12 protein-coding genes are annotated in these 14,094 nt (G+C 71.5%); 3 read left to right on the top strand and 9 right to left on the bottom strand.

Features of this window, described 5'->3' with window-relative positions; all coding sequences use genetic code 11:
• Positions 1-35 precede the first annotated feature (35 nt).
• Entirely contained in the window at positions 36-2,015 is a 1,980-nt protein-coding gene (locus LTL01_RS08045; RefSeq protein ID WP_236968130.1) for an alpha/beta hydrolase, read from the top strand.
• A 15-nt stretch (positions 2,016-2,030) separates the two neighbouring features.
• Here the strand turns inward: LTL01_RS08045 and LTL01_RS08040 are convergent, their stop codons facing one another.
• On the bottom strand, positions 2,031-2,567 hold the full coding sequence (locus LTL01_RS08040) for a TetR/AcrR family transcriptional regulator (RefSeq protein WP_236968129.1): 537 nt from the start codon (positions 2,565-2,567) through the stop codon (positions 2,031-2,033).
• A gap of 81 nt (positions 2,568-2,648) precedes the next feature.
• On the opposite strand from LTL01_RS08040, the gene LTL01_RS08035 reads away from it, so the two are divergent.
• Positions 2,649-3,362 carry an MBL fold metallo-hydrolase gene (locus tag LTL01_RS08035; RefSeq protein WP_236968128.1) on the top strand — a complete coding sequence of 238 codons (714 nt, stop codon included), beginning with the start codon at positions 2,649-2,651 and terminating at the stop codon, positions 3,360-3,362.
• Here LTL01_RS08035 and LTL01_RS08030 read toward each other — a convergent pair.
• The 6 genes from LTL01_RS08030 to LTL01_RS08005 all read right to left on the bottom strand — a co-directional run bounded on the left by LTL01_RS08030 (position 3,344) and on the right by LTL01_RS08005 (position 11,028).
• Positions 3,344-4,789, bottom strand: coding sequence for a carotenoid oxygenase family protein (locus LTL01_RS08030; protein ID WP_236968127.1), 1,446 nt, complete (start codon positions 4,787-4,789; stop codon positions 3,344-3,346). The genes LTL01_RS08035 and LTL01_RS08030 overlap by 19 nt on opposite strands.
• Entirely contained in the window at positions 4,786-6,345 is a 1,560-nt protein-coding gene (crtI, locus tag LTL01_RS08025) for a phytoene desaturase family protein (RefSeq protein WP_236968126.1), read from the bottom strand. The genes LTL01_RS08030 and crtI overlap by 4 nt, the downstream gene beginning before the upstream one ends.
• Before the next feature lie 87 nt (positions 6,346-6,432).
• Positions 6,433-7,893: a glycosyltransferase gene (locus LTL01_RS08020; RefSeq protein ID WP_236968125.1), complete on the bottom strand. Its 1,461-nt coding sequence runs from the start codon at positions 7,891-7,893 to the stop codon at positions 6,433-6,435.
• Positions 7,890-9,470: a glutamine-hydrolyzing GMP synthase gene (gene guaA, locus LTL01_RS08015; protein ID WP_236968124.1), complete on the bottom strand. Its 1,581-nt coding sequence runs from the start codon at positions 9,468-9,470 to the stop codon at positions 7,890-7,892. Before guaA ends, LTL01_RS08020 begins: the two co-directional genes overlap by 4 nt.
• Positions 9,467-9,997 (bottom strand): DUF3817 domain-containing protein, encoded by a 531-nt coding sequence (locus LTL01_RS08010; RefSeq protein ID WP_053548516.1) that lies wholly within the window; start codon positions 9,995-9,997, stop codon positions 9,467-9,469. The genes guaA and LTL01_RS08010 overlap by 4 nt, the downstream gene beginning before the upstream one ends.
• 239 nt (positions 9,998-10,236) lie before the next feature.
• Positions 10,237-11,028: an SDR family NAD(P)-dependent oxidoreductase gene (locus LTL01_RS08005; protein ID WP_236968123.1), complete on the bottom strand. Its 792-nt coding sequence runs from the start codon at positions 11,026-11,028 to the stop codon at positions 10,237-10,239.
• 86 nt (positions 11,029-11,114) lie between these two features.
• Here LTL01_RS08005 and LTL01_RS08000 point away from each other — a divergent pair, with 86 nt between their 5' ends.
• Positions 11,115-11,993 (top strand): AraC family transcriptional regulator, encoded by an 879-nt coding sequence (locus LTL01_RS08000; RefSeq protein ID WP_236968122.1) that lies wholly within the window; start codon positions 11,115-11,117, stop codon positions 11,991-11,993.
• A 36-nt stretch (positions 11,994-12,029) separates the two neighbouring features.
• Here LTL01_RS08000 and LTL01_RS07995 read toward each other — a convergent pair whose 3' ends face one another.
• Both LTL01_RS07995 and LTL01_RS07990 read right to left on the bottom strand, forming a co-directional pair.
• Positions 12,030-12,968: an SURF1 family protein gene (locus LTL01_RS07995; protein ID WP_372461316.1), complete on the bottom strand. Its 939-nt coding sequence runs from the start codon at positions 12,966-12,968 to the stop codon at positions 12,030-12,032.
• Positions 12,965-14,083, bottom strand: a complete 1,119-nt coding sequence (locus LTL01_RS07990) for a GuaB3 family IMP dehydrogenase-related protein (protein WP_236968199.1) — start codon at positions 14,081-14,083, stop codon at positions 12,965-12,967. The genes LTL01_RS07995 and LTL01_RS07990 overlap by 4 nt, the downstream gene beginning before the upstream one ends.
• Between the last annotated feature and the right edge of the window lie 11 nt (positions 14,084-14,094).

The following is a 14,094-nucleotide window of genomic DNA, read 5'->3' as shown; positions in this document are numbered from 1 at the left end:
CCGTCGGGGCGGCAGGCGCTGGTTAGAGTGTCAGAATGGCCGCGTTGCTGCGCACCACCGTCGCTCTGACCCTTCTGGTCCTCGGTGGCGCGCCCTCGGCATCCGCGGCCGCGGCGACACCGGCCGCCGAGACGGTCGCCGCACCCACCGCCGTCACGGAGGAGCTCGACGAGGTCCGCTGCCCGGTGCCCGTCCCGAACGGGCAGGGCGCACGCCTCACGTGCGGCGTCCTGACCGTGCCCGAACGGGGTGCCGGCGACCCGGAGAACACCGTCGCGCTGCCGATCATTGTCATCGACAGCGTGAGCGAGTCGCCGTCGGACGACCCGCTGGTCGTGCCCGTCCTCGGCGATGCCGATGCCTTCGCCCAGGCGCTCCGGACCTTCACCGGCGCGGGGTGGACCGGCGACCGCGACGTCATCCTCGTGGGGCACCGCGGCACCGAGCTGTCACGTCCGACCCTGGACTGCCCCGAGATCGGGCGCGGCCTGGTGGTCGAGGACGGCCGTCTGCTCACCGGAGCCGAGGCGACGCCGCAGCGGATCGCGGAGATCACCGCGTGCCGTGAGCGCCTGACGGAGGAGGGGATCGACATCGCGGCGTACTCGACGCGCGCGATGGTGGACGATCTCGCGGAGTTGCGGGCGACCCTCGGCTACGACCGCTGGAACCTCTACGCGTCCGACCGGGCGACGCGTCTGGCGCTGTCGACGATGCGTTTCGCCCCGGACGGACTCCGCTCCGTCGTCCTCGACGGCACCGTGCCGCCCGGGGTCGACGCCCTGGCCGAAGAATCCACGGCCTTCCGCGCCGCCGCGAGCAGCGTCATCGAGGCCTGCGGCGCCGAACCGGAGTGCCGCGAACGCGCTCCCGGTCTGGAGTCGGCGCTCACCTCGGTGCTCTCGAGCGCCGCATCCGACCCGGCCACCGTCACCGCCGTCTCCCCCGGGGACGGCGGGCGCCTGGACGTCGTCCTCGACGAGGCCGAGGTCGCCCGGACGCTCGCGTGGGCCACCGCCGACGCGGCGACGGTCCGGGCGGTGCCGTTCGTCATCGACCAGCTCGCCTCCGGCAACGCCGAGGCGATCGTCCCGCTCCTGCAGCGTCGGCTGGACGCCCTGACGGCCACCGGCGCCGGGCTCGGCCTCACGCGTGTCTGCGCCGAGCAGGTGCCGTTCACCGCCGCCGAGGGGCTTGCCCTCACGGCCGAGTGCGAGGCCTGGGGTGTCCCCGCACGGGACGGCAGCGAAGCGGAGCGGGTGACGAGCGGCATCCCGACGCTCCTTCTGACCGGCACGTACGACTCCGTCGCGACACCCGCCTGGTCGGATGCCGCGGCGGAGGGCCTCGAGCGCGGAACGGTCGTGCGCGTCCCCCACGCCGGGCAAGGCATCCTCACCGGATCCGGAACGCGCGCGGACTCCCTGGCCCGCAGCTGCGCCGCCCGCGTGGCCGCGGATTTCCTCCGGGACCCCGCCGAGGTGCCGGATGCGGAGTGCACCGTGTCGCTGCGGCCGCCCGCCTTCCTCACCACCGCGCAGATCGATCCGACGACGGCGCTGTTCCGGGCCGATCGCGACCTCGTGCAGCAGCGCGCGCCGCTGCCGCTGGCGATCCTCGGCGCCGCCCTCCTCGCGAGCGTCGGGACGCTGGTCTACGCCGGCCTGTACGTCCTCCGCGGCAGCGCCCGCCGGTCGGGCGATGCGCCTCCGGGGACAATCCTCGCCGCGAGCGCGGCGGCCGGCGGGAACCTCCTCTACGCCGGCATCCTCGTGCTGATCGCCGCGAACGCGGACCCGCTCGCCCTCGCCTTCGGCCTCCCGCCGGCGGTCTGGCCGGTTCTGCTCATCCCCTTCGTCGCCGCGGGCGCGGGCATCCTCTTGGCGGTGCTCGTCGTGCGCGCGTGGATCCTCGAGGAGGGCACCCGAGCGCACCGGATCGCGGTCACCGCGTCGGCGGTCGCCTCCCTGGGATTCACACTGTGGCTGCTGGCCCGCGGCCTGCTGATGCTCTGACCCAGAGGGCGCGGTTCACGCGCGCGGCTGCCCCCGCAGGGCGGACTGGAGCCGGTCGAGGCCCCAGGAGAATGCCGCCTCGACGTCTCCGCCGAGCCGGAAGGCGCCGGCCCGCTCCATCGCGATGAAGCCGGTCATCCATGCCGTCATCAAGCGTGCTCCCGCGAGAGCGTCGCGATCCCCGACCAGCGCCGCGACGGCTGCGAGAACCGGAGCTGCAGCGTCCGCGAGGCGGTCCACCGAGGCGCGGGAACCCAGAATCAGCGCGAAGGCCCCGGGATTCTCCGCCGCGAAGGCGCGGTAGGCCCGGGCGAGCGCGGCAAGCGTCCCCTGGGCATCGCGCAGGCGCTCGGCGAGATCATCGACCGCCGCATCGGTGACGAGCACCAGCATCTCCTCCCTGTCGCGGACGTGCTTGTACAGCGAGGGAGCACGTACGCCGACCCGGGAGGCGACGGCGGCCATGGTCACGGCCTCGACGCCGCCGGTTTCGAGGAGGGCGCGCGCCGCCGAGATGATGTCGGCACGCGTCGTGCGGGCGGGAGTGGGCATCGTCCTTTTCCAAAGCTAAGAATCATAGCTATGATAGCTAGCATCCGTAGCAATCATAGATCCGACACACCCGAGGATTCCATGCAGATCGCGCCGCACCTCCACCGCATCGGCAACGACATCGTCGCCGCCTATCTGATCGTCACGCCCGACGGCATCACCGTCATCGACGCCGGCCTCCCCGGTCATTGGCGAGACCTGCAACGCGAACTCGTCACCCTCGATCGGTCGCTCGCCGACATCCGCGGCATCATCCTCACCCACGGCGACAGCGATCACCTGGGTTTCGCGGAGCGCCTGCGCCGCGAAACCGGCGCGCCGATCCACATCCACCCCGCCGATGCCGACCGCGCGCGCGGAGGGGAGAAGCCGAAGACGCCCTTGGGCCGCTTCCGCGCACTCCCCGTGGTCTCCTTCGCCGCGTACGCGCTGAGGAAGGGCGCCGCGCGTACCACCTATGTCACCGAGACCACCGACATCTCCGACGGCCAGGTGCTTGATCTGCCCGGATCGCCGCGGGTGATCGGCCTCCCGGGGCACTCACCCGGCAGCGTCGCCATCCTGAGCGCCGACGTCCGCGCGCTCTTCGTCGGCGATGCTCTCACGACCCGGAATGTCCTCACCGGCGATCGTGGGCCCCGACCGGCACCCTTCACCGATGAGCCCGCGCAGGCCGTCGCGATCCTCGACCGACTGCGCGGCACCGACGCCGAATGGATCCTGCCCGGGCACGGAGCTCCGTGGCGCGGCACCCCCGACGCGGCGATCGACGCGGTTCAGGCGCTCGTGTCGTAGCGCCCGTGGTACCCGAGGAGCACCGGGTGCGGCAGCTCCGCGCGGGCGATCTCGGTGAAACCCTCGGCGTCGAGCACCAGGAGGAAGGAGGTGCCGCGCTCGGAGTCCAGGACGACCGACAGCACGACGCCGTCGTCTTCGCGCTCGCGTCCGGGGCGGCCCGCGAACACGCCCTCCCCCGGGTAGCATCCGGGCTCGGACCAGATCTTCGTCGACCGGCCGCTCCCGTCGGCGGCACCGGTGTCGATCTTGACGAGCCGGTCGTAGAACCCGCGCTCCCCGCTCAGGCCCACGCCGTAGACGTAGCGCTGATCGGGGCGGGTGTTCATCCGGTCGTAGTCGAGGCTCGGCAGTTCGATCCCCGTGGGCGAGAGCTCCTCGCCGGTCACGGTACCGTCACCCCCGCGCACGGGAAGCCGGAACCGCCGGAGCGTCCCCGGCGGGATCCGCGCATCCGGCTCCTCCAGACGGTGGAGGTAGAACGCGCCGATGATGTCGGCATCGTCGTAGCCCACGAGGTCGACGACCACGTCGTCGCCGTCGTCGTACGCGTTGACGTGGTGGAACGCGAAGAACGCCGGGGCACGCAGGGTCCGCACGTGGGCGCCCGTCTCGCGGTCGAACAGGTGGAAGCGCGCGCCGCGGGGGGGCTCCCACCGGAAGTTCTCGATGTAGGGACGGAGCCACAGCAGGAGCGAGATCGGGTTGACCACGAGGGGGAATTCCGCGAGCACCAGGTAGCGCCCCGACATCCCGAACGAGTGGATGTACGACGGCTTGGCTACCCGCCGGGTGGCGAGATCGGTGCCGTCCAGCGCCCCGCCGTCGGCGAGGTCCACCTGACGGAAGACGTATCGGCTGGAGGCGCCGTAGCGGACCACGAGGTTCACGGCTTCGCCGCGGTCGCCATCGACGTGGGGGTGCACCGTCGTCATCCGCCCGAAGGTGGAGGTGTCCCAGCTGTCGACACCGACGGTCTTCAGGGTCTGCGGGTCGAACTCCACCTGCACCGGCGTCTCCGCCAGCGCCAGGTAGCGCTCGGCGAGGCGGGTGATGTTGACCTTGGCGCTGTCGGTGACCTGCGGGTCGAACACCGCCATCGCGCGGGCGAAGAGCGACCGGCACGGGTCGGTGGCGAACTCGGGGTACGCGATGCGTCCGTCGTCGCGGGCGGCGGAGTAGGCCTTCGTCTCGAGGAACCGGTTCGCGTACGACACGCGGCCGCCCTGGAGGGTGAAGCGGTGCAGCATCGCGAGTCCGTCGAACCAGTGCCGGTACCGGCGCTCCCCCACCTGGAACGTTCCGGGACCGTTGCGCAGCAGCGTGCCCTCGAGCCAGTCCGGCAGGATGCCGCGCACGGGCACGTCGTCGAGCTCGACCTCGGGGCTGTCGCCGAAACCGTGGGTGAGGAAATCCGGGGTGGTCACGAGGCGCTCCGAGCGGATCGGGCCGAACGGGCGGAAGTGCCCGCGCCCGTGCGCTCGGCGATGAGGGTCGCGGCGATCTTGCCGGAGGCGAGGACCGCGGGGACGCCGGCACCCGGGTGGGTGCCCGCGCCGACGAGATACAGACCGTCCACCTTCGGCGAGCGGTTGTGCGGTCGGAACCATCCGGACTGGAACAGCGTCGGTCGAAGGGAGAACGCCGCTCCGCGCGGGGTGTTCAAGACGTCGCGGAAGTGTTCGGGGCCGATGGCGTGTTCGACGACGAGATGGTCACGCAGGCCCGGGAGGTAGCCGGCCTCGAGCACGTCGAGCACGCGGTCGCGGACCCGGGCGTCGACGGCGGCGGCGACATCCGGACCCTCGGGTCGGGACGGGAGCGGCGGCGACGCGACGAGCACGTAGAGCGCCTCGCACCCGGGCGGGGCGATGCTCGCGTCGGTGCGCGTCGGGACGTGGACGTAGAGGAAGAGGTCGTCGGTGGCGTCGGGGGCCGCGCGGCGGCCGCTGCCCGAGCGACCGAACACCCGCCGGAGTGCCCGGTCGGGATCGCCACGGAAGAGCAGGTTGTGGTGGTGGAGCGGCGACGCGGGCCACGTGCGATCGGCGCCGAAGTAGAGGACGTGCAGCGACATGCTCGGCTCGACGGGGCGACGCGACGACGGGCGACGCGCGGCCGAGGCCGGCGCCTTCTGCAGCAGCTCACCATAGGTGTAACCCGGGTCGGCGTTGGAGACGACGACATGCGCCTCCCATTCCCGCCCGTCCCGCGCGCGGACACCCCGCACCGCACCGTCGTCGACGAGGATGCGCTCGACGTCGACGTCGCAGACGATCGTGCCGCCGAGGCGGGTGAAGAGGTCTCCGAGGGCGTCGACGAGCGCGCCGGTCCCCCCGACGGCGTAGTGCACGCCCCAGCGGCGTTCGAACTCGGCGATGAGTTCGTACAGCGCCGGAGTGGATGCCGGGTCGCCGCCGATCAGGAGCGGGTGGAAGGAAAGCGTGCGGCGGAGGAACGGGTCACGGATGCAGCGGTCGACCACGCGCCGCACCCCGAGCGCGGCGCCGTGGCGGAGGAGGTACGGCAGCATCCGGACCATGGCGCGCAGCTGCATCAGCGGCCGCTCCGTGTACGGGTAGAACACGTCGAAGATCCGGCGGATGTGCTCCTGGAGCCTCCGGAATCCGGCGGCATCGCGCGGGCTGCGGCGAGCCACCTCGGCCTGGAGCGCGTCGTCGTCGGCGTGGAAGTCGAACGGCGCACCGTCACCGTCGAAAGCCCGGTAGAAGGGATCGAGCGGCACGAGGGTCACGTGGTCGGCGAGGGTCTCCCCCGCGAGCGCGAACAGCTCCTCGAACATGAACGGCGCGGTGAGCACCGTCGGTCCGGCGTCGAACCGGAAGCCTTCGAGCTCGTACTGGTACGCCCTTCCGCCGATGCGGTCGCGCTTCTCGAGGATCGTCACGTCGTGACCCGCGGCGGACAGCCGGATGGCGGCGGCAAGACCACCGAATCCGGACCCGACGACGACCGCCCGCATGAGGGAATGCTAGTGGCGGAATCCGCACCCCGGGGCGGCCGCAGGAAAACCTCAGGGGAACCGACGCGATCCTCCGGGCATAGGGGATCAGCCCGGGAGCCTCCGTGCGGGGTGCGCGAGCGCCAGGGCGCACGCCGCGGCGAGGGCGGCGGCGGCGTGGGCGGGGTCGACCGCGCGCGCCGACGGCACCGCCTCCGCCGACAGCCGATCGCGGAGCGCGGCATCCCGAAGCACGCCGATGAGCGTCTCGGCGAGCGCGTGCTCATCGCCGTCGGGCACGAGCACGCCGCCTCCCCGCGCGAGGAGTTCGCGCGGGCCGTACGGGGCGTCGTAGGAGACCACCGGGCATCCGGTCGCCAGCGCCTCGGCGAGGGCGAGGCCCTGCCCTTCATACGCGGAGGTCGACAGGAACACGGCGGCCTGGGCGAGGATGCCGACGGGGTCGTCGGTGCGCCCCCGGAGGCGCACGACCCCGGCCAGGCCGAGGCCGTCGATCAGACGCTCCAGTGCCGCGTGCTCGGCCCCCTCGCCGTAGACGTCGAGGGTGGCATGCGGCACCGCCGCCCGCACGTCCGCGAACGCCCGGATCGCGTGGTCGACGCGTTTGCCGGGGGCGAGACGGTTCAGCATCACGACGCGGCCCGCGTGTCCGGTCGATCCGGGCGCGGGGATCGCGGTCGCGGGGATCTCCACTCCGTGCGGCGCGACGACCGACCCGGGGGCGTCTCCGAACCGGCGCGCGACGTCCGAGCGCTGTGCCTCGGTCGGCCACAGGATCGCGTCGAACCGGTCGGCGACGGCGAACCACCGGCTCCACAGCGCGTTGATCGGGGCATCCGGGGTGTACGGCGGCTCGAGGTGGATCGTGTGGATCGCGTGGACGATGCGCGCCCCGGGATCGGACCACGGCACGAGGAGCTCGCCGAGCTGACGCGACTCGCACACGACGACGACCGGCCGCGGGCCGGAGGGTGCGATCGCGCGTTCTCCCGCGACGACATGGTCAAGCCATGCTCGGTACAGGGCGCCGAAACCGGCGAGCGTGCCGACGACGGAGCCGTTCCGCCCGTGCACCCGCACGGCAGCGGTCGAGGTGTGCCAGTCGGGGTCACAGGCGATGACCGGCAGCCCGATCACCGGAGCCCCGTCAGCGCCGGTGATCGCGCGGTACTCCGGGGCGTCGACGGGAGCCGCGGCATCCGCGTCGGTCCCGCGGGCGACCGCCGCCTCCCGAAGCCAAGCGGCCGCGCCCCCGTCCGGATCGGCGGCCTCGTCGAAGAGGTTCCGCATCCGCTCCGGATGCCGCACGAGACCCCGCTCGGCGAAGATCGCGCGGTGTCGCGCGTGATCGGCCGGGCTCCCCGGATCCACCGTCAGCAGGAGCGGACCGGCGCCGCCGGCGACACCGGCATCCGCCATCTGCCGTGCCCGTGCGAGGGTCGCCAGGGTGAACCCCCCGTCGAGATCGGGGATGAGCCGGCTCGACAGCACCAGGTACGCGGCATCCGGGAATGTCGCGTGCGGGGCGGGATCCTGCCGCGGGATCACTCCCACTCGATGGTGCCCGGGGGCTTGGAGGTCACATCCAGCACGACGCGGTTGACGTCGCGGACCTCGTTGGTGATGCGGTTGGAGATCTTCGACAGCACGTCGTAGGGCAGGCGCGTCCAGTCGGCCGTCATCGCGTCTTCGCTGGAGACGGGGCGCAGCACGATCGGGTGACCGTACGTGCGGCCGTCGCCCTGGACGCCCACCGAGCGGACGTCCGCGAGGAGCACGACCGGGCACTGCCAGATCTCGTTGTCCAGGCCCGCCGCCGTCAGCTCCGCGCGGGCGATGGCGTCGGCCTCACGCAGGATCTCGAGACGGTCAGCGGTGACCTCACCCACGATCCGGATGCCGAGGCCGGGCCCCGGAAACGGCTGACGACCCACGATCGCCTCGGGAAGGCCCAGCTGGCGCCCGATCGCACGGACCTCGTCCTTGAAGAGGGTCCGCAACGGCTCGACGAGCTCGAACTGGAGGTCTTCGGGGAGTCCGCCGACGTTGTGGTGGCTCTTGATGTTCGCCGTCCCGCTGCCGCCGCCGGACTCGACGACGTCGGGGTACAGGGTTCCCTGCACGAGGAAGCGGATCGGATCGCCCTCGGCCGCGGCGTCGGCGATGAGGTCGGCCTGCACCTTCTCGAATGCGCGGATGAACTCGCGCCCGATGATCTTGCGCTTCTCCTCGGGGTCGCTGACGCCGGCGAGGGCGTTCAGGAACGTCTCGCGCGCGTCGACGGTGATGAGGCGCACGCCGGTGGAGGCGACGTAGTCGTTCTCGACCTGCTCGCGTTCACCCTTGCGCAGCAGTCCGTGGTCGATGAAGACCGCGGTGAGCTGGTCGCCGACGGCTTCGTGCACGAGCGCGGTGGAGACGGCGGAATCGACGCCGCCGGACAGCGCCGACAGCACGCGGCCGGACCCCACCTGCGCGCGGATCTTCTCGACCTGCTCGGCGATGACATTGCCGCTGTTCCAGTCGGCGGGAAGCCCCGCGGCCTTGTGGAGGAAGTTCTCCAGCACCTGCTGACCGTGATCGGAGTGCTTGACCTCGGGGTGCCACTGCACGCCGTAGAGCCGGCGCTCGTCGTTCGCGAAGGCCGCCACCGCGGTCGCAGCCGTGCGCGCGAGGACCGTGAATCCCGCGGGTGCCTCGGCGACCTGGTCGCCGTGACTCATCCACACGTTCTGCTCGACCGGCTGGCCCTCCAGCAGCACGTTCTCGGTGATGATCGTGGCGTCGGTCGCGCCGTACTCGCGGAGACCGGTGTTGGCGACCTCTCCCCCGAGAGTTCGGGCCATGACCTGGAAGCCGTAGCAGATGCCGAGCGTGGGGACCCCGAGCTCGAAAACGCCGGGGTCGAGGCGCGGCGCCCCCTCTTCGTACACCGACGACGGCCCCCCGGAGAGGACGATGCCGACGGGGTTCCGCGCCGAGATCTCCTCGGCCGAGACGGTGTGCGGGACGATCTCGCTGTACACCCCCGCCTCGCGGACGCGACGTGCGATCAGCTGCGCGTACTGCGCGCCGAAGTCGACGACGAGGACGGGACGTTGGGACGTCTCGGTCTGTTCGGTCACCGGGTGCCTTCCGAAGCGGGGACGGTGGACGACGCGGATGCCGCGGCTGCGGCCTCGCGATCGGCGAGGTAGCGGCGGACCTCACGGGCCACCCGCGCCTCCATGAAGAACGACAGCAGCGGCACGACGCCGCCGAGGGCCAGGGTGATGAAGCGCAGGAACGGCCAGCGCATGAGGCTCCAGATGCGGAAGCACGCGAACAGGTACACGACGTAGAACCAGCCGTGCGCGACGAGGATGAACAGCGAGATGTTGAATCCGTCGCCGGTGGAGATCATCTCGCAGGAGTTCGTGCTCGGGAGGAACAGCGACCACCACTGACAGTCGGCGCCGGCGATGACCGGGGCGAACCACAGGAACCCGCCCGTTCCCCCGAGGAAGAGCTCGATGTGCATCGGGGTGTACTTCAGGATCATCTCCGCCACGAGGAGGAGCAGACCGACACCGGTGATGATCGAGGCGATCTGATAGAACTTCAGCGCACCGCGGATGGCAGGGAAAGACGCGAGTTTGGGGGCGCGGGGCATGCCCCCAGTGTAATCGCGCGCGCGTATCGCCCCGCCCCCGCGGGAGGCTCCCCCAATTCCATCCCGTTCACTTGTCGCCTCCTGCGGGTGCGAAGGCCTCCGACCCGCAGGAAGCGACAAGTGAATCGAGGAGGGGCGTGCTCAGTGGCGCCGTGATGCGGGCGCGGGCGGCTCGGACCCGCCGGAAGGCGCCACCGAGCGCCACCCTGCCCCGCGAGGACCGGGCGACACGCGTCGGGTCAGACGCGCGCGGCGATGATCCCTCCGTCGACATCGATCGTCGCGCCGTGGATGTAGGCCGATTCGTCCGAGGCCAGGAAGCGCACGGCGAACGCGACGTCGACCGGTCGACCGGGTGTGCCGGCCGGCGATCCACTGGTCATCGCTTCGAGTATCGCGACAGCGTCGGCGTTGCCGGGAGTCAGGGTGGCGCCGGGGGCGACGGCGTTCACCCGCACACCGTGCCGACCGTACTCCGCCGCCCAAGCCTTGGTGAGATGGCTCAGCGCGGCCTTGGTCGCGGGATAGAGCGCCACGCCCGGGGTTCCCACGTTCGCCATCCACGAGGTGATGTTCACCACGACACCCCCACCACGCGCCGCCATGGCGGGAGCGAGAGCGCCCACCAAGTCATGCGGGACGCGGATGTTGGTCGCGAGGAGCGCCGCGACATCCGCATCGGGAAGATCAGCGGTCGGGCCGACCGGGAAGATCCCCGCGTTGTTCACCAGGATGTCCACCTGCCCGCCGAGCGCCTCGACCGCACGTGCAGCGAAGTCTCGCGCGGCGGCGGGACTCTCGGCAAGATCTCCTGTGACCACGCTCGCTCTGCCGCCGCGCCCGGTGATGTCGGCGGCGACGGCCGCGGCGCGCGCCGTGCTCCGTCCGTGGACGACGACGTGTGCGCCTGACAGGGCAAGGACGTGCGCTATCGCTTCACCGATCCCACTGGAGGAGCCGGTGACGATCGCTGTCCGACCGGAGAGACGGTCGTCGCGGGAAAGAGGAGGAGGAGAGGAGGTAAGCGTCATGGTTCAAGACTCCCGCTCGACATGACGGGCAGCTTGATCTTCGTCGGCACGACCTTGACGGAAACCGTCTGGGATTGAATGGTCGAATGGATGCTCGCACGTCGACGATCCTCGAGCGAGCGGCCGACAAGGCTCGCCGCCACGTCGGCAACCCTGCCCGCGCGGAGACACTGTCGCTGACGCTCGGACGCACAACAGCGCCGACGCCGATGCTGTTCGTGCGGTACCCGCCCTGCCTCGCGATGGTGCTCCGCGGTCGCAAGCGCACACTCGACGCCGACAGCCTCGAGACGGAATGGGGACCGGAGAGCTTTCTGATCACCCCGGTCAACCTGCCCGTCATCGCACGGGTGATGGAGGTGGGCGAGGAGGGCGACTTCCTCTCGCTGAACTGGCGGCTCGATCCCGCCGTCGTCAGCGAAGTCGCCGGCGCCCTTCAGCGGGACGCTCGAACCGCGCCGCCCGAGCGGTTGGGGACGACGACAGCCGAGATCGCGGACGCCGTCGACCGGCTTCTCGGCCTGCTCGACGCCCCGGAGGACGCCCCGGTCCTGCTTCCGCTCATCACTCGGGAACTCACACTGCGACTGATGCGCAGCGATCAAGCGCCACGTCTTCACGCCGCAGCGCAACACGCGCATGCGGACTCGGTCTCGATCGCGATCGACCACTTCTCCGCCGATCTGGCACGGGCGTGGACGATCGACGACGTGGCTGCGCTCTGCCACATCAGCACCGCGACCCTGACCCGGCGATTCCGCGACGTCACCGGGCTCACGCCGATGCGCTACCTGAAACGTCTCCGTCTGGGCGAGGCCCGTCGTGTGCTGCTCGTTGACGGGCGATCTGCGTCACAGGCGGCGTCGGCCGTGGGCTACCTCAGCGCGGCGCACTTCTCTCGCGACTACCGCGCGGCCTACCAGGTCCCGCCCACCGAAGACATGCGGCGCCTGTCGCGCGGATGAGGCCCGCATTCGCCGAAACCGGTGGGTTAGCCCCGTTCACTCGTCCCGAAGTGCGGGTGCGGAGGCCTCAGACCCGCCAGAGGCGACAAGTGAACCGGGTGGGGCGTCGGGGTCGGGGGCGTCCGCGCCGTCGGGGTCGTCCTCGAGGTCTTCGAGCTCCTTCTCCCACTGGTCGCGGGCGAGGCGGTACCAGAGGTAGAAGGCGAAGCCGGCGAAGATCGCCCATTCCAGCGCGTAGAAGATGTTCAGCCAGTTGACCGGCGACGACGCCTCGGGCGCCGGCGAGTCGATCTCGACGAGTCCCGGAGCGGCCAGGTCATCGACGATGAAGGAGCGGTAGACCGCGAGCCCGTCGGTGTCGCTCCACTGCGCGAGGAGCGCGGGGGGCGACATCCGCGTGATCGTCTGCGGGTCGTCGCCGCTGTCGGGAAGGGCCGGACCCTCGTCGGAGATGAGGCGTCCCGTGATGTCGACGACCTCCCCCTCGGATGCCGCGGCGGCGGCGGTCAGGTCGTCGACCGCGTCCTGGGCGACGGCGGCGTCCGCCGCCCAGCCGACCGCCACCGCGATCGAGGTGGGGACGGCCGCGTCGGCGAGCCGGAGCTGCCCGGTCACCCAGTACCCCTCGACGCCGCCGTTGAAGCGGGAGGAGACGATGAGGAAGTCGCCGGGCACCCACGACCCGCGCGTCTCGACGCGCTGACCGACGAACGGCTCGGGGAGGTACTCGCCCGGCTGGGTGATCTCCTCGAGCGGCTGGACCTGCTCGGTCGCACCGGGCGGCGGCGGGTCGGTGTCGATCGCGCGCGAGAGCTGCCACTGACCGAGCCACGCGAAGATCCCCGCGATCACGAGGCACAGCGCGAGAAGCGCGATCCATTGCGGACGCAGCATCACCTCACGGAGGGTCGGGGGGAACACCTCCGCGTCACCCGGCTCCGCGGGCGGGGCGTCCGGGGTGCGGGTCGTGCTCATCCGGTTCCGTAGGGAGCGACGACGACCTCGACGCGCTGGAATTCCTTCAGGTCGGAGTAGCCGGTCGTGGCCATCGACTTCTTCAGCGCGCCGATGAGGTTCGCGGTGCCGTCGGCGACGGGGGCGGGGCCGTAGAGGATCTCCTCCAGCGGCGCGACCTGGTCGACCTTCACGCGGCGGCCGCGCGGGAGCTTGGGGTGGTGGGCCTCGGGACCCCAGTGGTAGCCCTGACCCGGCGCGTCGGTCGCCCGGGCGAGCGCGACGCCGAGCATGACGGCATCCGCTCCCATGGCGAGGGCCTTCACGATGTCGCCCGAGGTGCCGACACCGCCGTCGGCGATGACGTGCACGTAGCGCCCGCCGGATTCGTCGAGGTAGTCGCGGCGGGCCCCGGCCACGTCGGCGACGGCGGTCGCCATCGGCGCGTGGAGACCGAGAGTCGCGCGGGTGGTGGATGCCGCTCCGCCGCCGAAGCCGACGAGGACGCCCGCGGCGCCCGTCCGCATGAGGTGGAGGGCGGCGGTGTAGGTGGCGGCGCCGCCCACGATGACCGGGACGTCGAGGTCGTAGATGAACTTCTTGAGGTTCAGCGGCTCGTCCACGCTCGACACGTGCTCGGCGGACACCGTGGTGCCGCGGATGACGAAGAGATCGACCCCGGCGGCGACGACGGTCTCGTACAGCTCCTGCGTGCGCTGGGGCGTGAGGGATCCGGCGACGGTGACACCGGCGGCCCGGATCTCGGCGAGACGGTCGCGCACCAGTTCCGGACGCACGGGCTGGGCGTACAGCTCCTGCATGCGGCGGGTCGCCGCGGACTTCTCCATGCCGGTGATCTCGGCCAGCAGCGGCTCCGGGTCGTCGTACCGGGTCCACAGCCCCTCGAGGTCGAGGACGCCGAGGCCGCCGAGCTGCCCCAGCATGATGGCGGTGCGCGGGCTGACGACCGAGTCCATGGGGGCGCCGAGCACCGGGATGTCGAACTGAAAGGCGTCGATGGACCACGCCGTCGAGACGTCCTCAGGGTTGCGCGTGCGCCGGGAGGGCACGACGGCGATGTCGTCGAACGTGTACGCGCGACGGGCGCGCTTGGCGCGGCCGATCTCGATCTCCATGGTCACGCCCT

It is taken from the genome of Microbacterium aurantiacum, from assembly GCF_021654035.1.
Taxonomy (GTDB): domain Bacteria; phylum Actinomycetota; class Actinomycetes; order Actinomycetales; family Microbacteriaceae; genus Microbacterium; species Microbacterium aurantiacum.
This window is presented reverse-complemented; position numbering and strand designations above follow the sequence as displayed.